At 67.7% G+C, this 19,169-nt stretch carries 15 protein-coding genes and 1 pseudogene; 11 read left to right on the top strand and 5 right to left on the bottom strand.

Translation table 11 applies throughout. From position 1 onward, the window contains the following. Positions 1 to 7: 7 nt before the first annotated feature. Positions 8 to 910 (bottom strand): SAM hydrolase/SAM-dependent halogenase family protein, encoded by a 903-nt coding sequence (locus Verru16B_RS06760; RefSeq protein WP_069961565.1) that lies wholly within the window; start codon positions 908 to 910, stop codon positions 8 to 10. A 252-nt stretch (positions 911 to 1,162) separates the two neighbouring features. Further along, positions 1,163 to 3,517: a TonB-dependent receptor gene (locus Verru16B_RS06755; protein WP_157772291.1), complete on the bottom strand. Its 2,355-nt coding sequence runs from the start codon at positions 3,515 to 3,517 to the stop codon at positions 1,163 to 1,165. A 129-nt stretch (positions 3,518 to 3,646) separates the two neighbouring features. On the opposite strand from Verru16B_RS06755, the gene Verru16B_RS06750 reads away from it, so the two are divergent. From Verru16B_RS06750 to Verru16B_RS06730, 5 genes are all read left to right on the top strand, one after another. Further along, entirely contained in the window at positions 3,647 to 4,726 is a 1,080-nt protein-coding gene (locus Verru16B_RS06750) for a purine nucleoside permease (protein WP_069961563.1), read from the top strand. Next, positions 4,723 to 5,475 carry a 5'-methylthioadenosine/S-adenosylhomocysteine nucleosidase gene (locus Verru16B_RS06745; RefSeq protein WP_083270160.1) on the top strand — a complete coding sequence of 251 codons (753 nt, stop codon included), beginning with the start codon at positions 4,723 to 4,725 and terminating at the stop codon, positions 5,473 to 5,475. The genes Verru16B_RS06750 and Verru16B_RS06745 overlap by 4 nt, the downstream gene beginning before the upstream one ends. Continuing rightward, a complete protein-coding gene (locus tag Verru16B_RS06740) occupies positions 5,472 to 6,308 on the top strand; it encodes a 5'-methylthioadenosine/S-adenosylhomocysteine nucleosidase family protein (protein ID WP_069961561.1) in 837 nt (278 codons plus the stop codon). Before Verru16B_RS06745 ends, Verru16B_RS06740 begins: the two co-directional genes overlap by 4 nt. Before the next feature lie 5 nt (positions 6,309 to 6,313). Continuing rightward, a complete protein-coding gene (locus tag Verru16B_RS06735) occupies positions 6,314 to 7,648 on the top strand; it encodes a solute carrier family 23 protein (protein WP_083270492.1) in 1,335 nt (444 codons plus the stop codon). A gap of 131 nt (positions 7,649 to 7,779) precedes the next feature. After that, positions 7,780 to 9,177, top strand: a complete 1,398-nt coding sequence (locus Verru16B_RS06730; RefSeq protein WP_069961559.1) for an adenosine deaminase family protein — start codon at positions 7,780 to 7,782, stop codon at positions 9,175 to 9,177. Between the two features lie 120 nt (positions 9,178 to 9,297). Here Verru16B_RS06730 and Verru16B_RS06725 read toward each other — a convergent pair whose 3' ends face one another. From Verru16B_RS06725 to Verru16B_RS06715, 3 genes and pseudogenes are all read right to left on the bottom strand, one after another. Beyond that, entirely contained in the window at positions 9,298 to 11,001 is a 1,704-nt protein-coding gene (locus Verru16B_RS06725) for a hypothetical protein (RefSeq protein ID WP_069961558.1), read from the bottom strand. A 75-nt stretch (positions 11,002 to 11,076) separates the two neighbouring features. After that, positions 11,077 to 12,278, bottom strand: a pseudogene (locus Verru16B_RS06720) (urate hydroxylase PuuD). Between the two features lie 7 nt (positions 12,279 to 12,285). Continuing rightward, complete coding sequence (locus Verru16B_RS06715; protein ID WP_237023481.1) at positions 12,286 to 12,786, bottom strand: nucleoside deaminase; 501 nt, start codon at positions 12,784 to 12,786, stop codon at positions 12,286 to 12,288. 149 nt (positions 12,787 to 12,935) lie between these two features. Here Verru16B_RS06715 and aceB point away from each other — a divergent pair, with 149 nt between their 5' ends. From aceB to allE, 6 genes are all read left to right on the top strand, one after another. Continuing rightward, positions 12,936 to 14,528, top strand: coding sequence for a malate synthase A (aceB, locus tag Verru16B_RS06710; protein WP_069961557.1), 1,593 nt, complete (start codon positions 12,936 to 12,938; stop codon positions 14,526 to 14,528). A gap of 95 nt (positions 14,529 to 14,623) precedes the next feature. After that, the gene (uraD, locus tag Verru16B_RS06705) at positions 14,624 to 15,139 is read left to right on the top strand and encodes a 2-oxo-4-hydroxy-4-carboxy-5-ureidoimidazoline decarboxylase (protein WP_069961556.1); all 516 of its coding nucleotides are present in this window, start codon (positions 14,624 to 14,626) and stop codon (positions 15,137 to 15,139) included. 92 nt (positions 15,140 to 15,231) lie between these two features. Beyond that, entirely contained in the window at positions 15,232 to 15,576 is a 345-nt protein-coding gene (uraH, locus tag Verru16B_RS06700; RefSeq protein ID WP_069961555.1) for a hydroxyisourate hydrolase, read from the top strand. Between the two features lie 4 nt (positions 15,577 to 15,580). Further along, positions 15,581 to 16,852 carry an allantoate amidohydrolase gene (locus Verru16B_RS06695; RefSeq protein WP_069961554.1) on the top strand — a complete coding sequence of 424 codons (1,272 nt, stop codon included), beginning with the start codon at positions 15,581 to 15,583 and terminating at the stop codon, positions 16,850 to 16,852. A 128-nt stretch (positions 16,853 to 16,980) separates the two neighbouring features. Beyond that, positions 16,981 to 18,378 (top strand): allantoinase AllB, encoded by a 1,398-nt coding sequence (allB, locus tag Verru16B_RS06690; protein WP_069961553.1) that lies wholly within the window; start codon positions 16,981 to 16,983, stop codon positions 18,376 to 18,378. 2 nt (positions 18,379 to 18,380) lie between these two features. Continuing rightward, entirely contained in the window at positions 18,381 to 19,124 is a 744-nt protein-coding gene (gene allE, locus Verru16B_RS06685) for a (S)-ureidoglycine aminohydrolase (protein WP_069961552.1), read from the top strand. Positions 19,125 to 19,169 lie beyond the last annotated feature (45 nt).

Genomic DNA, 19,169 nt, shown 5'->3' with positions numbered 1-19,169 from the left:
AAGAAACTCACTTCGCCCGCTCGACCCGCACGGTCCAGGCGCCGCCGGAGGAGAGGCCGTGGGTCTCGGAAAAGCTGCCCATGTTGAGGGCGAAGGCCACGTTGAGCAGGCTGTTCAGGTAAAGCAGCGGCGAACCCTCGGGCACTTCGCCAAAGGTCCGGGCGTAGGGCATGGGGCCGCGCCAGACCTCCTTGCCGTCATGAAAGATCGTGACGGTAAAGGTCTCGCCGAACTGGGGCGCGGGCGTCAGCGCCTCAAAGAGGGTGTCGGGGATGTTCGTCCACACATTGCCATAGTGGAAATCAATCATCGGGATGGTGCCGAGCAGGGCGGCACCCTCGCGGGTGGCCTTCTGGTAAGGCAGGCTCACGACCTTCGCCTCGAGGAGCGGCCCGACCTGCTCGTAGGGGATCAGGCCGGCGGCCAGTCGGGCGCCGACGAAGGCGTAGATGTCGCGGCCGTGGAACGTATAGCTCTTCTCGGAACCGGCCCGGCGGTTGGTCGTCTCGTCGATGCGGCGCACGGCGGCGACGCCCAGTTCCTCGGCCACCAGCGTCCAGGTGCCGTTGTCGGGGCCGACGAAGAAATGTCCGCTCTTGGTCTGGAGCACAATCGACGAGCGCTCGGTCCCGACGCCCGGGTCGACCACGGAGACGAACACCGTGCCGGCGGGCCAGAAGGTGGCGGTCTGCTTCAGGCGGTAAGCCGCCTCCCAGATGTTGTAGGGCGTATTATCCTGGCTGAGATCAAAGATCGGCAGCCCGGGCGAGACCCCGAAGGCGATGCCCTTCATGGCGGCGACGGCACCGTCCTTCGTGCCGAAGTCGGTCTGGATGACGATGGCGTTGGGGCCGGCCGCCAGGCGGGCGGTGACGAGCAGGAGCAACAGAAGCAGGGAGCGGGATTTCATGGGGAGGAAATAAAATAGCTCAGTGGCGTGGGATCAGGTTGTAGGGCGGGGTCGCCGAACCCCGCCTCGAACGTGATATCACCGTCGAACGAAGGCGGGGTTCGGCGACCCCGCCCTACAAAAGACAGTCGCGAGCTTGCTCGCGACACCCGGGGTGTCGAGTCGCGAGCGAGCTCGCTCCCACCCAAACGAAGCACCGGTCCAAAAAAAAGGCCGCCCGGTGAGGGGCGGCCTTGGGGATATGGCCAGAAATCAGAAGCTGTATTTGACCGAGAACTGGACCTGGGTGCCGGGGAGGGCCAGGATCGAGCCGTTGCCGTAAACGGCGTTCGGCGGCGACCAGTTCTCCTCGTCGGTGACGTTCAGGATCTGCATGCGGAAGTTCCAGTCCTTCCAGGCGTAGGAGGCCGAGGCGTCGATCGTGTACTGGAACGGGATGACGAGGCTGCCGGCGGTGTTGTTGTTCATTTCGCCCGTGAGGACGGCGTTCGCGCTGACCGAGAAGCCGTTGTCGAACGAGTACGAGGCGAGGGCGTTGAACAGGTGGGAGGGCAGGCCGGAGACCTTGGCGGTGTTGCCAAACATGATCGCCGCGTTGGTGGAGTTGCCCGGCGGCAGCTCACCCGGGTCGAACATCGCGTACTGGAAGCCGACGGAGGCCTCGGCATCGATGTAGGAGTACGACATCGTGGCGTAGATGTGCTTGTTCGGCTGGTAGTTCAGCTCGGCCTCGAAGCCCTTGTAGTGGTATTCCTGGACGACGGTGGAGCTGGTGCTCTTGGCCGTGCGCTTCTGGTCGTAGGCGGCGAAGTTCAGGAACACGGTGTTGCCGGCGAGGGCGTACTTGGTGCCGATTTCGTACAGCTCGCTGGGCTGCTGGAAGAGCTCCTTGTCGAGCTGGCCGAAGTTGTTGCCGTCCCAGCCGGTGATGCCGCCGCCGTTGCCGACCGCACCCGAGGTGTTCTTCGAGTTGTTGTAGGTGGCGTAGACGCTCGAGGTCGTCGTGGGCTTGTAGATCAGCGAGACGTTGTAGTTGGGCAGCGACACGCTCATCTCATCCCGCACGAACGGGGGCAGGAGCGGTTCGCGCACCTTGGCCTTGAAGTAGTCGACGCGCACGCCGGTCACGAGGCTCCACTTGTCGTTGATGTTCCAGGTGGACTGGGCGAAGGGCCCGATCGTCGTGCCCTTGGAGTCGTTGGTGTCACCGTTGAAGAGGCCGGGCTGGGCGAAGCGGCCGGGCCAGCCGGGGACCGCGAAGCCGCGGCCGCCGTTCACGAACGCGGCGGAGTTGTAGACGTTGATGAAGTTCACGTCCTTGGTGATGTCCCAGACGTTGGCCGGCTCGAAGAAGTAGTCGTCATAGGCCTTGGTGCGCTGGTAGCGGAGGTCCAGGCCGGTGTTCACCGTGAACTTCGGGCTGTCATAGATGAACTCCGTGCGGTTCTCCATGAAGTAGGAGGGATCGATGATCTCGGAGTAGTAGTAGGTGCTGATCGTGTCGCGCTCCGTGTGGCTGTAGAACGAGGTGTTCTTCAGCTTCATCTCGGCCGAGAGCTTGAGGGTCTGGATCGCCTGGATGTTGAACTCCTCGCCGTAGGAGTCGTTGGACGGACGGAGCAGGCGGGTGTGACGGTTGATCTTCACCTCGGGGCCCCAGGCGATGGTGTTGCCGCCGGCCTGGACGTGATACGAGTTCTGCGCGTCGGAGGGCGAGCCAGCCGAGCCGTTGTTGATATTGATGCCGGTGGTGTAGAGGCCGTGGTCGATCAGGTTCTGGGTCACGCGGTTGATGCCCCAGTTTTCGGTGTAGTTGGCGACGAAGAACTGGCTGTTCACGAACAGCTCGTAGTTCGGGTTCGGGCGGTAGCTCAGGGCGCCGTAGAAGGAGTGGGTCTTCTTGAAGCCGTTGACGTAGTAGCCGTCGCTGTCCTCGCCGGAATAGCTGGCGCGGTACGCCAGCTCCTTGGAGATCGGGCCGCCGACGTCGACGGTCCAGCGCTTGGTGTTGTAGGAGCCGATGGTCGCGCTGACCGAGCCCTTGGTCTTGTCAAAGTACGGGCGCTTGGAGACGAGATCGATGAAGCCGCCGACGTACATCGAGGCGCCCTGCACCGCGGTGGCGGGGCCCTTGACGATGTTCACGGACTCGACCGAGTTGAAATCGACCGGGAGACCGTTGCCGTTGGAGGTGATGCGCGAGCGCACGCCGTTCAGGAACACGTCGGCCGACTGGCCGCGGATGCTGGCGTTGGACGGCGCGCCGAAGTTGGTCGTCGTGAAGGCGCTGGAGGTCAGCTTGGAGAAGTCCAGCACGCTCTCGATGCTGATGTCGCTCAGCTGCTGGCGGGAGATGATCGTGACGTTGCGCGGCACGTCGACGATGTTGTCATCGGTGCCGAACACCGAGTTGAACGGGCGGGCGATGGGCAGGACGATCGCCTCGACGTCGACGCCGGAGGTCACCTTGAAGCGTTCGAGCTCCAGGACTTCGCCGTCGGTCGGCGGGGAATTGTCCACCGGCGGGGTGGTCTGGGCGAACGAGGGCCCGGTGAGGCTGGCGAGCGCAAGGCCGGACAGCAACGTGCGTAGCAAGTTGGTATTCATGGTAGGTGTTAGAGGTGATGGCGTGGACGCCAGCATTGTGTAATAAGCACGCCATATGCCACCGCCACTCCCGGTTTGTTGGCGACAAAAAACACCCTCCCCGGTATGCCCCCTGCTAAAGCCCGCCCCATGGTCACCCACCCCCCGTTCCGTCGCCTGGCGGCCAGCCTGGCGTTCACTCTCGTCGTTGCCTGCCCCGCCGCCGAGGTCCTGCGACCCAAGGTCGTCGTCGTTGCTATGTTTGAGCAGGGCAACGACATAGGTGACGCCCCGGGCGAATTCCAATTCTGGGTCGAGCGCGAAAAGCTCGACCGCGTCATCCCCCTGCCCGCCGGCTACCGCGACCTGCGGGCCAATGCCGATGGCTCCGTCCTGGGCATCGTCACGGGCATGGGCAACACCAACGCCGCCAGCAGCATCATGGCCCTCGGCCTCGACCCGCGTTTTGACCTCTCAAAAAGCTACTGGCTCGTGGCTGGCATTGCCGGCCTGGACCCCGCCGACGCCTCCGCCGGCTCCGCCGTCTGGACCGATTACGCGGTCGAGGGTGACCTCGGGCACGAAATCGACGCCCGCGAGATCCCTGCCGACTGGAAAACCGGCTACATCCCCATCCGCAAGAAGACCCCCTACGCCACCCCCATGCAACCGGCCGCGGAACGGGTCGACAACGCCTACGCCCTCAACCCGGGCCTACTGCAGTGGGCCTATGCGCTCACCAAGAACACCCCGCTGCAGGACACCGAGTCCGTGCAGGGTTTCCGGGCCCGCTATCAGGACCACCCCAAGGCCCTCCAGCCCCCCTCCGTCCTCATCGGTTCAAACCTCGCCTCCAGCACCTATTGGCACGGGAAACTCCTCAACCAGTGGGCCAACGACTGGGTCGCCTATTACACCGAGGGCCGCGGCAACTACGTCACGACCGCCATGGAGGACACCGGCACGCTCCGCGCCCTCACCAACCTGACCCGCGCCGGCCGCGCCGACGTCAACCGCGTGCTCGTTCTGCGCACCGCCAGCAACCACGACATGCAGCCCCCGGGCCTCACCGCCGCCCAGAGTCTCGCCGGCGAGGGCATCGGCCACTACTCCGCCTTTATTCCGTCCCTCGAAGCCGCCCACGCGGTCGGCTCCCAAGTCGTCCATGCCCTGGTGAAGGGCTGGGATCGCTACGAGACCGAGATCCCGTCCGCCGCCCCCCAACCATGAGGCGGTCATTCCTCCCTCTCTTTGTCCTGCTGGTGGTCACCCTGCGGGCCGCCGGGGCCGACATCCTGTTCACCGCCGCCACTGAGGCGGAACTGCAGCCCCTCCTGGCCAAAATGACCGACGTCCGCACCGAGTCCCGCGCCGGCTGGCAGTTCTGGCTCGGCACTCTCGGCCCGCGCCGCGTCGTCCTCACCCGCACCGAGGGCGATCCGCTCAACGCCGTCGCCGCCACCACCCTCGCGATTCGCCGCTATGCCCCGCGCCTCGTCGTGTCCTACGGCGCCGCCCGGCCCCACGACCCGGCCCTGCAGGCCGGCGATGTCGTGCTCAGCCGCGAATTCGCCGCTTTCGACGGCATGGTCTCGCCGCACCGCGACCTCGGCACCGGCACCGCCCCCCTCACCTGGCACCCCCTGCTCCACCCGCTGATGACCCCGGGCGAAGAGGAAACCCATCAGGCCCACTTCCCCGCCGACCCCGCCGTCCTGGCCGCCGCTCAAAAGCTCACCGCCCCCCGCGGCCGCCTCGTCCCCGGCGTGCTCGGCTCCGCCCACCAGGTCAACCGCGAGGCCGACCGCATCGCCTATCTTCGCACCCAGTGGCGCACCGACACCGAGGACGGCGAATCCGCCCACGTCGCCGGCTGCGCCCTGCTCCTTGGCGTGCCCGCCTTCGGCCTGCGCGTCATCGACGGTCAGCCCGGCGAAGCCGCCGCGCTGGTGCTGCAACTCCTGGAGGTCCTCCCATGAACCTGTCCTTCTTTGGCGGGCCCTCCCGCCTGATCCTGACCGGGCTCCTCCTGCTCTTCACGGCCGCCCTCCGCGCCGCCCCCGTCGATGTCCTCGTGCAGGGCGCCGAACGTCCCGAGGTCGCCGACATCCTCGAGGCCCTCGAGGACTCACAGAAAATCGAGCTCGGCCGCTTCACCTTCTGGACCGGCCGGATCGGCTCGCACTCCGTCGCCATCTCCCTCACCGGGCAGGGCCTCCTCAACTGCACGACCGCCACGATCCTCGGCATCGAGGAGTTCGCGCCGAAGCTCATCGTCAACCAGGGCACCAGCGGCGCCCAGGTGCCCTACCTCTCGCTCCACGACATCATCATCGGCCGGCGCACGCTCGACTACGGCAACTTCATCACGCCCGTCCGCGCGGCCGGCGCCGGCAGCGACGCCCTCACCTGGACGCCCTTGCCCCAGCGCCTCCGCGATCCCGCCACCGGTGAGCTCGTCGCCTATCCCACGGGCTTCGCGGGCGACGCCGCCGCGCTCGCCGTCGCCCAACGCACGCGCAATCCCATGGGCCGCGTCTACCCCGGCATCATCGGCTCGGCCCACGAGGTGAACCTCGAACTCGACCGCGTGCAGTGGTCCGCCAAGACCTTCGGCATGGACGTCGAGGAGATGGAATCCGGCCACATCGCCGCCCTCGCCCACGCCTACGGTATCCGCTACGTCGCCTTCCGGGTCGTCAGCGACGCCCCCTACGAGGGCGTGCCGTTCTACGCCATGGCCGCCCGCGCCACCGCGCTTTTCACTGTCAGCTTCCTGCAAAATCTGCCTCCCTTGCCCGCCACCCCATGACCTCGCTGCTCAACCGCCTTTACCGGCTCCCGGAGAACGGCACGACCGTCGCCCGCGAACTCTCCGCCGGCCTCACGACCTTCGCCGCGATGGCCTACATCCTCGCGGTCAACCCCGCGATCCTGGCCGCCGCCGGCATGCCCCAGGCCGCGCTCATTACGGTCACCGCGCTCACCGCGGCGGTCAGCACCCTGATCATGGGGTTCATGACCAACTACCCGCTGGCCCTCGCCCCGGGCATGGGCATCAACGCCTACTTCGCCTTCACCATCTGCCTCGGGCTCGGCGTCTCCTGGCAGTCCGCCCTCGGCCTGGTCTTCGTCAACGGCTGCATCTTCCTCGCCCTCTCCGTCACCGGCGTGCGCGAGAAGATCATCGCCGCCATCCCCCACCAGCTGAAGCTCGCCATCACCTGCGGCATCGGCCTCTTCATCGCCTTCATCGGCCTGAAGAACGGCGGCATCGTCGTGGCCAGCCCCGCCACCTTCGTCACCCACGGCGACTTCGGCACCCCGGCCGTCCTCCTCTGCTTCGGCGGCATCCTCCTCACCGCCGTCCTCGTCGCCCGCAAGGTCCCCGGCGCGATCATCCTCTCCATCCTCGCCGTCACCCTCGCCGGCCTCTTCGTCTCCAACGGACAGGGCGGCACCGTCACGACCATGCCGGGCTCGCTCTTCTCCCTGCCGTCCTCGCCGCTGCCGACGATGTTTCAGCTCAACTTCGACCTGCTGCTGCACGACTTCGGCAAGGCCCTGCCGATCATCCTCACGCTCCTGCTCGTGGACATGTTCGACAACATCGGCACCCTGATCGGTGTCACGCAGCGCGCGGGCCTGCTCGACAAGGACGGCAAGCTACCCAAGGCCGGCCGCGCCCTCGTGGCCGACTCCTTCGCCGCCATCCTCAGCTCGCTCTTCGGCACCTCCACGGTCGTCAGCTACATCGAGTCCGCCTCCGGCGTCGAGGCGGGCGGGCGCACCGGCCTCACCGGCGCCGCCACCGCGATCCTCTTCCTCCTCGCCCTGTTCCTCACCCCCGTGATCCTGGCGATCCCGGCCGCGGCCACCGCCCCGGCCCTGGTGATCGTCGGCATCTTCATGTTCCAGTCCGTCGCCGGCATGAAGCTCGACGACTTCGTCGAGACCGCCCCGGTCTTCCTCATCATCGCCGGCATCCCGCTGAGCTTCAGCATCGCCGAGGGCATCGGCCTCGGCCTCATCGCTTACAGCGTCATCCGGATCGCCACCGGCCGCATGAAGGAAACCTCCCTCCTTACGCACCTCCTCGCCCTCATCTTCAGCCTCCACCTCATCCGCGCCATCCTCGCCGGGTTGTTCTGATTGTAGGGCGGGATCTCCGAATCCCGCTTTGGTTCGAATGTGATATCGCGCTCGCGGCGGGGTTCGGAGACCCCGCCCTACAGCCCAGCAATTCGTTGCGGCCTCCCTCGCCACTCGCCTACCTTCGCCCCATGAGAATCCCCTGCCTGCTTCTCTGCCTCGTCGCCTCCGCCTCGGCCGCCTCCTTCTCCCCCCGCTTTGAGGAGATCAAGCGCACCGCCACGCCGGCGCAGCTCTACACCTTCCTCTACGCCCTGCCCAAGGGCGGCGACCTGCACAACCACCTCGGCGGCTCCGCCCTCCCCGAGTGGTGGTACGCCATCGCGACCGACCCGGCGCGCAACGGCGGTGACACGTTCTACACGCGCACCCGCTTCCACGCCGTGCCCGGCACCGGCGTGACGCTCATCCTCTACCACACCCTCCGCCAGCACGGCTACGACGCCCTCAGCCCTGAGCTCCAGGCCGACTACACCCGCCTCGACCGCCTCACGCCGGAGCAGAAACAGGGCTGGCTCGATTCCCTCCGCCTCGACCGCACCGGCGAGGGCCGCGACGAATTCTTCACCTGGATCTGGCCGCGCATGGGCCAGTTGCACCAGAATCTTACCGTGGTCGGCGAGATCCTGGTCGAGGTCATCAAGGCCTACGGCGCCGAGGGCATGCGCTACCTCGAGACCCAGCAAGGCGCGATGGGCTTCGCCGATAATGCGGGCAAGCCGATCCCGCCCGCCGACGCCGCCGCGTATTTCCGCACCCGCCTCGCCCAGCCCGACGCCATCGCCACCGGCGTGACCGTGCGCTTCCAATCCACCGTGTTGCGCTTCCTGCCCAACGCGGAATTCCAGCTGGAAAACCTGTACCAGTTCGTCGACGCCAACCGCGACCTCTGGGTCGGCATCAACATGGCCGGCATCGAGGAAAACAACAAGGGCCACCCCGCCCGCTTCCTCGCCAAGTACCGCGAGCTGCGCAGCCGGTACCCCACCCTCGCCCTGTCCATCCACGGCGGCGAGATGGACGGACCCGATTCGCACGTCCGCGACACCCTCCTCCTCGGCGCCTCCCGCATCGGCCATGGCCTGAATCTCATCCAGGACCCCGACACCCTGCTCCTCCTCCAGCAGACCCGCCGCGTGCTGGTCGAGATCAACCTCATCTCCAACCGCCTGCTCGAGTACATCCCCGACCCGGCGAAACACCCCTTCCCCGAGTATCTCCGCACCGGCATCCCCGTCTGCCTCAACACCGACGATCGCGGCATGTGGGATTCCAACCTCACCGACGAGTACTTCACCGCCGTGAAGCACTACAACCTGTCCTGGGACGAACTCGTCCAGCTCGGTCGCAACTCCCTGGTCTTCTCCTTCGCCCAGCCCGAGGTGAAGGCCAAGCTCCTCGCCGACTACGAGGCCGCCGTCGCCGCCTTCGAGGCGAAATTTCTTCCCGCCGATTCCCTCACCCGCCCCGCTGACGTGAAGCCCGTCACCTACGGCTACGCGCAGCGCACCTGGGGCCTGTCGTTCTGAGGCTCGACTGTAGGGCGGGATTTCCAAATCCCGCCTTCGGCCGAACGCGCTATCACGGTCGTGACAGGATCTGGAAATCCCGCCCTACAAACCAACCGTCGGCAGGCCGGGTTCCTCCGCTCACGGCTTCAACCGCAGCCGGTACACAAAGCTCCAGTCGATCGTCGCGTTCTGGATCTTGATCAGGATCCGGTTTTTCCCCGCCTTCAGCCGCAGCGGCACCACATCGTCATCCAGCCGGCTAGGCCGCCGGATCCACTTGTCGTGCACGAGCTCGCCGTTGAACCAGATCTTCACGCCGTCGTCGCTGCCGAGCCCCAGCAGCGCCTCCGCCTCCCGCGGTGACTCGAATTCCGCCCACGCATAACCCACCGTGTAGTCCTTGGGCAGGGCGGTCTGCATGTCCACAAACCCGTCCTTGCTGCGGATTTTCTCCCAGGTCAGCTCGGTCTCGGCGTCGATCCGCTGCCGGTCGCCCTCCCGGGGCCGCACGCTGTCCACGCCGGTCTCCGCGAAGAAATCGCTGTTGAACGCGGTCATCTGCGCCGCGCGCGAGATCTTGCCGCTGTTCACCTCGAAGGCGTTGAGGATGACCGTGCCGTCGCTCTTCTCCCCGATGATCGTCATCTCGAAATCTTGCTCCGAGACCTTGATCGGCCGGAGCACGAGCCAGTCGTTGATCGGCAGCACCGGGTATGCCGTGCTGCCCAGCCAGGCGCGCTCGGCCTCGTGGCTGGCCTCCGCCGGCGGCACCTCGAGGCGGTAGTCGAGCGTCCCGGCCACGGGCCGGCCCTGCTCGATCGCCGGGGCCACCACGGCCTGCGCCAGCGCGGCCTGCAGCGCCCCGGCCAGCTTGGCCGGATAATCCCCGGCGTCGGCCAACAGCGTGGGCGTGACCTTGCCGTCCGCCGCCACGGCCAGCCGCGCCACGACCCGTTTCACGCCATGGCGCCGCAGCCCGTCCGCCCTCAGCGGATTTCCCACCAGCAACGGCTCGGCGCGGCTGCTCGCAAATTCGGCGGGCCGCGTCGCCTTCAGGTAATGCAGCCGGTCCGGCCAGCCCGCGGGGTTGTCCGGGTCGATCTGCCAGAGCAGGTCCGACATCTGGTCCACCACCACCCGCATTTCGCCGACATCCCCCGCCGCGCCCGCCACCAACGGCACCCCGTGCCGCGTGAGCAGCACCGCATTGGCACCCTCCTTCGCCGCAATGTAGCGGCGGAATGAGCCCATCGACGGCTGCCGCCTCAGGTCCGCCACCAGCCAGGGCATCCCCGACGAGATCGCGATGTTCCGGTGCTGGTCGATGTCATGGCGCGCACCCAGGAACACGCCTTCCATCAGGCCCGGGTAGACCCGTTGGATGCGCCAATAAAACTGATTGAAGTTGGCGGACAGGTACCAGCCTTCCGCCGAATTGTGCGAGCCGCTGAGGGCCAGCATCAGCTCCGGCTCCGGCCGGTCCGCCAGGTCGGCGGACACAAACTCCCCGCGCTCCACCCGGAACACATAGCCGACCAGCTCCCGGGTGGCCTGCCCCCGGGCGGCGGCAAAGCGGTCCGCCCGCGGGGGCAGCGCCGCGATCTCGGCCTGGATCCGCCGGCAGTCCTCGGGCGTAAAGGCCCGCAACAACACGCGCCGCCCGTTGTCACCATTGGTGCGAAAGATCACGAAGGGCCCGAGGATCTCGGTCGGCTCGCCCTTGAAGGTCGCGCCCTGCACGTCCTTCCACGTGGAGGCTTTGGCCGCCGCGGTCGACGGGAGCGCCAGCAGGGCGCAAAACAGGGACAAGGCGGTGGCCAACCATCGGTAGGGGTATTCCATGGGTGAGGTGACGCCCATTCCCTAGGTCCCCCCGCGGCCTGAAACAAGCCCGGAGCGGCGGACAGGCCCGCCCCCCTACTCCATCTTCGCGCCCGCCTTCACCCACGCCGCGATCACGGCGCGTTCCTCGTCCGTCATGTGCGTCGTATTGCCCAGCGGCATGAGCCGCGTGACCACCACCTGCTGGTAGACGCGCGGTGCATTCTGCACGAGATCGGCGGGGGTGTGCAGCAGCACGCCCGCCTGCGGCACGGTGATGCCCGGGAAGGTCGGCGACGGCGAGTGACAGGCCACGCAGTGCTGGCCGACGATGGCCCGCACGCGGTTGAAGGTCACCTCGCCCTGTACGGGCGGCAGCGCCTGCACGCGCGGGCCGTCCACCAGGCGGTGATGCCCAGCAACACCGCGCCGACCGCCAGGTACTGCCACGCATAGACGCCCTTGTGCTTGCGGTTGAAAAAATGCCGGATGCTGACGCCCGCCGCCATGATCAGCGTGAGCACCGCCCAGTTGTGCGGGTGCGCGTAGGTCGCGGCGTAGTGGTTGCTCACCATGGTGAAGATCACCGGGAGCGTGAAATAGTTGTTGTGCACGCTGCGCTGCTTCGCGCGCTTGCCATCCAGCGGGTTCGGCGCCTGCCCCGCCTTCATCGCGTCCACCATCCGCCTCTGGCCGGGAATGATCACGAAGAACACGTTCGCCGCCATGATCGTGCCAATCGCCGTGCCGACGTGGATGAAGGCCGCGCGCCCGCCGAGGGTGTGCGCCAGCCCCCACGCCAGCGCCGTGATCAGCCCGAAGACCACCAGCCCTAGCCACCCGTCGCGCTTCCCCAGCGGGGACTTGCACAACAGGTCGTACACGATCCACGAGCCCACCATGCTGGCGGCCCCGATGCCGACGGCCTGCAGGGCGGTGAGGGCGCGGACGTTGCCGTCCACCATCATCGCGCCCGCCTTCAACCAGTAGACCAGGACCAGTAGTGCCGTGCCCGAGAGCCACGTGGTGTAGGCCTCCCACTTGAACCAGTGCAGCTTCTCCGGCAGCGCCGCCGGGGCGACGAGGTACTTCTGCGGGTTGTAGAACCCGCCACCGTGCACGGCCCAGAGCTCGCCGCCCACGCCCTTCTTCGCGTTGTCGGACCCGGGCGCAGGCGCCTCGATCGTGTTGTCGAGCCAGATGAAATAAAACGAGGATCCGACCCACGCGATGCCGGCGATGACGTGCAGCCAGCGCACCAAGAGGCCGAGAAAATCCAGCAGGTAGGCGATATCCATGGGAAGGTCAGTACCGGACCTTGTCGGCCTTGGCCGCCCAGGCCTGGAAGGTCGTCAGGGCCTTCTCGCGCTGCAGCGGGGTCATCCGGACCGTCCGCTTCTCCGGCGGCAACGGGACCTGCTGGTAGATGAAGTCGTCATCAAAGCCGATCGCCGCGGCATCGGCCCGCGTGTTGCCGTAATACACCGTCGGGATCCGCGCCCAGTAGACGGCCGCCAGGCACATCGGACAGGGCTCGCAGCTGGTGTAGAGTTCGCAGTCGGTCAGCTGGAAGGTGTTCAGGTTGGTGCAGGCGTCGCGGATGGCCGTGACCTCCGCGTGCGCCGTCGGGTCGTTGGTCGAGGTCACGCGGTTCTGCCCGCGCCCCACGATCTCACCCGCGCGCACCACCACGCACCCAAACGGGCCGCCGCGCCCGCCGTGCATGCCATCCTCGGCAAGCTTGATGGCCTCATGCATGAATTCGTCCTGGGTCATGGGCACGGACGAAAGCAAGAGCCGGGCCATGATGCGAGCTTCCGGTTGCAGGAGGGGGGGGGCTCCAGCCCCCCGCCCGCATGTCCCCTGTCGGGTCTCATCGACCCACCCACCATTCCCACCCCGGCCAATCTTGTGCTGACACCCGGCACGCATCCGGCTACCTCCCTGCCTTCCCCATGAGTTCTTACCCGATCATCGGCGGCCTCGAAATCCGCGGCCCCTTGCACCCAGGCTACACCGGCATCCTGACGCCCGAGGCCTGCGCCTTCGTCGCCGGCCTCTGCGAGCACTTCGGCCCGCGCCGTCTCGAGCTGCTCGCCCGCCGCGTCGAGCGCCAGCGCGCCATCGACGCCGGCCAACTGCCCGACTTTCTGCCCGAAACCGCCGCCATCCGCGGCGGCGACTGGCAGGTCGCCCCCATCCCGCCCGACCTCCTCGACCGCCGCACCGAAATCACCGGCCCCGTTGACCGCAAGATGGCCATCAACGCCCTCAACTCCGGCGCCCAGTGCTGGATGGCCGACTTTGAGGACGCTAACTCCCCGACCTGGGAAAACTGCCTCGACGGCCAGGTCAACATGCACGACGCGGCCCGGCTCACCCTCGCCTACACCTCGCCCGAGGGGAAAAAGTATGCGCTGAAGGACAAGATCGCCGTCATCATCGCCCGCCCGCGCGGCTGGCACATGGAGGAGAAACACGTCCACTTCCGCGGCGCCCGCATCTCCGCCTCGCTCTTCGACTGGGGCCTCTACTTCTTCCACAACGCCCGGGCGCTCCTGGCCCGCGGCAGCGGGCCCTACTTCTACCTGCCCAAGCTCGAGAGCCACCTCGAGGCCCGCCTCTGGAACGATGTCTTTCTCCACGCCCAAGCCGCCCTCGGCATCCCGCGCGGCAGCGTCCGCGCCACCATGCTCATCGAGACGATCACCGGCGCCTTCGAAGCCGAGGAAATCCTCTACGAGCTCCGCGAGCACGCCTCCGGCCTCAACTGCGGTCGCTGGGACTACATGTTCAGCATGGTGAAGAAGCTCCGCAACCGCCCCGGCTATATGTTCCCGGACCGCACGCTCATCACCATGGACGTGCCCTTCCTCCGCGCCTACGTCACCCACGTCATCAACGTCTGCCACCGCCACGGCGCCTACGCCATGGGCGGCATGGCCGCCCAGATCCCGATCAAGGGCGACCCCGCCGCCAACGCCGCCGCCCTCGCGAAGGTCCGCGCCGACAAGACCCGCGAGGTCAAAGCCGGCCACGACGGCACCTGGGTCGCCCACCCGGGCCTGGTCCAGACCGCCCTCGAGGCCTTCGGTGAGCACATGAAGGGGGCGCACCAGCTCCACGTCATCCATGCCACGAAGGTCACCGCGGCCGACCTCCTCGCGCCGCTCCAAGGCCCGATCACCGAGGCCGGTGTCCGCTGGAACCTCCACGTCGGCGTCCGTTACCTCGAGGCCTGGCTCGGCGGCTCCGGCGCCGAGCCCATCCATCACCTCATGGAGGATCTCGCCACCGCGGAGATCTCCCGCTCCCAGCTCTGGCAATGGCTGAAATTCGGCGCGAAGCTCGCCGACGGCCGCCCAGTCACGGCCGCGCTCTACGACGCCCTTCTCCCCGCCGAACTCGCCGCCATCCGCGCCGAGTACGGCGACGAACGCTACAACGCCGGCCGCTTCCCCGAGGCCGTCAGCCTCTTCATGCGCATGTCCCAGAGCCCCGACTTCGACGAGTTCCTCTCCCTCCCCGCCTACGAACTCCTGCCCTGAATTTTTGAACCACAGAGGCACTGAGATCACGGAGTATATATTTTCTCTGTGCCCTCTGTGTCTCTGTGGTTAATTCCTGTTTTCCCGCTCTGCTGATGCCGGTAACGCTTTCCAGTCTTAATCAATCTGACCAAGCCGACTTCACCGCGGCCTTGGGCCATTTGTTTGAGCACTCCCCCTGGGTCGCCGAGGAAACCTGGCCCCAGCGCCCCTTCGCCGACGCCGACGCCCTCCACGCCGCCCTCTGCCGGACGATGCGCGCCGCTCCGCGCGAGCAACAGCTCGCCCTCATCCGCGCCCACCCCGACCTCGCCGGCCGCCTCGCCCAGCAAAAGCAGCTCACCGCCGAATCAACCCGGGAACAGGCCAGCGCCGGCCTCGACCGCCTGACTGACGCCGAGCTCGCCGCCTTCACCCGCCAGAACGACACCTACAAGGCCCGGTTCGGTTTCCCTTTCATCATCTGCGCCCGCCTCAACGCCAAGGCTGCCATCCTGGAGGCCATGGCCACCCGGGTGAATCATTCCCCCGAGACCGAATTCACCACCGCCCTCGGTGAGATCGAAAAAATCGCCCGCCTCCGTCTGGGAGACGTCCTGAAGCAGGATTGACCGCGGATTACGCGGATGGACACGGATGATGCAATCACTACACTGCCTTGATCCGCGTTGATCAGCGTTATCCGCGGTACATTTTTTCACTTATGCCCGGCAAACTCTCCACACACGTCCTCGACCTCACCACCGGCCGCCCCGCCGCCGGCATGCGCATCGAACTCTGGAACCTCGACGGCAAACCGCACCAGCTCAAGGCCGTCGTCACCAACCTCGACGGGCGCACCGACGAGCCCCTCCTCGCCTCCGACACCATGGTCGTCGGCACCTACGAGCTCCTCTTCTTCGTGAAGGATTACTTCGTCACGCACCACAAGGACAGCCCCTTCCTCGACCGCGTGCCCGTCCGCTTCGCCCTCGCCGACGCGAAGGCCAGCTACCACGTCCCCCTGCTCGTCACCCCCTGGGCCTACCAGACCTACCGCGGAAGCTGACGCCATGCCCCACGCTGCGCAGCAACTCGCCCGCCGGCTCGACGAGCTCGGCCGGGTGACCGATGAACCCGGCCGCCTCACCCGCACCTTCCTCTCGCCCGCGATGGAGCGGGCCAACGCCCTCGTCGGAAAATGGATGCAGGAGGCCGGCCTCACCGTCCGCGAGGACGACACCGGCAATCTCATCGGCCGGCTGCCCGCCGGCCCGGCGCTGGTCGCAGGGGCGACCCGAACGCGCAAACCCAAGACCCTCCTCCTGGGTTCCCACTTGGATACCGTGCGCAACGCCGGCCGCTTCGACGGCGCGCTGGGGGTCGTCCTCCCCATTGTCGCGCTCGCCGAGCTCAAGCGCCGCGGCGTCACGCTGCCATTCGCGGTCGAGGTGCTCGGTTTCTCCGAGGAGGAAGCCGTGCGTTTCACCGGCGCCTACCTCGGCAGCAAGGCCTACACCGGCCGCCTCCGTGCGGCCGACCTCCTGCTCACCGATTCCCGCGCCAACACCCTGCGCGAGGTGATCGAGGCCCACGCCGGCCACCACTACACCCCGCCCAAGGCCGCCCACCGCCGCGGTGACCTGCTCGGCTACGTCGAGGTCCACATCGAGCAGGGCCCGGTGCTCGAGGACCGCAAGCTCGCCGTCGGCGTCGTCTCGGCCATCGCCAGCCAGACCCGCGGCCGCCTGACTTTCCGCGGCCGCGCCGGCCACGCCGGCACCACGCCGATGAACCTGCGCCGTGATGCCCTTGCCGGCGCCGCCGAGTTCATTCTCTTCGCCGAGAAATACGCCGGCGGCCGCCCGCCGCTGGTCGCCACCGTGGGCACCCTCGCCGTCCCCTCGGGCGCCGCCAACGTCATCCCGGGCGAGACCGTCCTCAGCCTTGACGTCCGCCACCCCGACGACACCGCCTGCCGCCGCGCCGTGGATCACCTCATCGCGGAGGCGCAGGACATCGCCCGCCGCCGCGGCCTCACCCTCGCGTGGCAGCAGACCATGAAGCACCGTGCCACCCCGTGCTCGCCCGAGCTCACCGCGGCCCTCGACCGCAGTGTCCGGGCCGTGCAGGGCAAATCCCTCGCCCTGGTCAGTGGCGCGGGCCACGACGGCGTCATCATGGCCGACCTCACCCCCATCGCCATGCTCTTCGTGCGCTGCCGCGACGGCCTTAGCCACCACCCCGACGAATACGCCGCCCCCGCCGACCTCGCCGTCGCCCTCCAAGTGATGGTGGACTTCCTGGAACGGCTGGCCGCGGATTTCGCGAAAGAACGCGGATGAAATCCTCGCCACCTGTCATCCTGAGCGCAGCGAAGGATCCAGTCTTGTGGGCGGCCAGCTCGCTGGCGCCACGATCACTTTAATGTATCCGTGGCGTGAGCAAGCTCACCGCCCACCCCTGAAACCCCATGCCCCGTAAACGCGAGACCCTCACCCCCGTCGAGCCCGAGACGCTCGACCTGATCGTGCGCGGCGGACGGGTCGTTACACCCGACGGCATCCATGCCGTGGAACTCGGCCTCCTCGAGGGCCGGATCGTGCGCGTGGCCGAGTCCATCACCGACCCCACCCACGCCGAGCTCGACGCCGCCGGCCGCTACGTCTTCCCGGGCATCGTCGACGCCCACGTCCACTTCAACGAGCCCGGCCGCGCCGAGTGGGAGGGCCTCGCCCACGGCTCGCTCGCCCTCGCCGCCGGCGGCGGCACCTGCTTCTTCGACATGCCGCTCAACTCCGAGCCGCCCGTGCTCGACGCCGCCGGCCTGCGCACCAAGCGCGCCCTCGCCGAGCAGCTCGCCTGCACCGACTTCGCCCTCTGGGGCGGCCTCGTGCCCGGCAACCTCGACAAGCTCGCCGGCCTCCGCGACGCCGGCGCCATCGGCCTCAAGGCCTTCATGTCCGACAGCGGCATCGCCAGCTTCCCCCGCGTCGACGCCAAATCCCTTTATGAGGGCATGAAACGCGCCGCCAAACTCGGCCTCCTCGTGGCCGTCCACGCCGAGGACGACGCCCTCGCGACCCAGTTCACCGCCGCCCAGCGCGCCAAAAAGAAAACTGACGCCAAGGCCTGGCTCGCCTCCCGCCCGGTCGAGGTCGAGCTCGCCGCCATCCGCCAGGCCACCGAGTTCGCCGGCGAGACCGGCTGCGCCCTCCACATCGTCCACGTCAGCAGCCCCGAGGGCGTCGCCCTCATCACCGAGGCCCGCGCCCAGCGCGTGGACGTGACCGCCGAGACCTGCTCCCACTACCTCCTCCTCAACGACAAGGACGTCGCGAAGCTCGGCGCGCCCGCCAAGTGTGCCCCGCCCATCCGCGATGAGAAACGCCGCCTCGCCCTCTGGGACGACCTCCGCGCCGGCCAGATCCACACCGTCGGCTCCGACCACTCGCCCGCGCCACCGGACCTGAAGACCTCGCCGAATTTCTTCGAGATCTGGGGCGGCATCGGCGGCGTGCAACACGGGTTCCAGCTCCTGCTCAACGCCTGCGCCACCACCGCCGACCGGGACTTCCCGCTCCTCGCCGCCGTCCTCGCCCGCAACGTCGCCCGCCGCTTCCGCTTGGACAGCCGCAAGGGCCTGCTCGCCGAGGGCATGGACGCCGACTTCTGCCTCATCGAGCTCGGCGCCGCCCGCAAGATCACCGCCGACGATCTCTGGACCCGCCACAAAATCAGCCCGTACCTCGGCCGCCCCTCCCGCGTCCGCGTCACGGACACCTACGTGCGCGGCCGCCCCGTCTGGGCCGACGGCAGGGTTGCATCCGGCGCCCCCAAGGGTCAGTTTCTGCGGCCAATCACCACCTGACCATGCCCGAACTCTTTGGCCACACCCGCGCGCACATCGGCCCCCGGCATGCGCTCCTCACGCCGCACAACCATGTGAACAGCGCCGTCCCCGGCATCACCGGCGCGACGTCCGTCATCCTGATCAACCCGGCCCTGGGCGCCAAGTTCGCCCAGCTGCAGGTCACGTTCACCCACGAGGGCCGCGCCGCCCAGCCCGCCAGCGACCTCCAGACTTTCGGCTACGTCATGAGCGGCGGCGGCGCGCTCACCGTCGGCAAGGACAAGGCGAAGGTCGGCCCCGGCGGCTACTTCTACGTCCCCGCCGGCCAGTCCTGGAGCCTCACCGCCCCCAAGGCCGGCACCCAGCTCACCCTCTTCCAGAAGAAATATGCCCCGCTCCCCGGCGTCGCCACCCCCGCCGCGATCATCGGCGACGTGGCCTCGGTCAAGGGCACGCCCTTCCTCGGCGACCCCGCGGCCAATCTGCAGGTCCTCCTGCCCGACCTCCCGGCCTTCGACATGGCCGTCAACGTCTTCGCCTACCAACCCGGCGGCCATCTCCCCTTTGTCGAGGTCCACGTCATGGAACACGGTCTCCTCATGCTCGGCGGCCAGGGCGTTTACCGCCTGGAGGACTCCTGGTACCCGGTCGAAAAGGGCGACGTGATCTGGATGGGCCCCTATTGCCCGCAATGGTTTGTCGCGATGGGCAAGACTCCTGCTAGCTACTTGTATTACAAGGACGTCAACCGGTCGGCCCTGTAAGGCGGGATCTCCGAATCTCGCCTGCTTCGGTCCTGGCGTCCCAGT

The sequence above is a fragment of the Lacunisphaera limnophila genome (assembly GCF_001746835.1).
GTDB lineage: Bacteria > Verrucomicrobiota > Verrucomicrobiia > Opitutales > Opitutaceae > Lacunisphaera > Lacunisphaera limnophila.
Note: the sequence above shows the minus strand (reverse complement) of the source record. Positions and strands in the feature narration are given on the sequence as shown.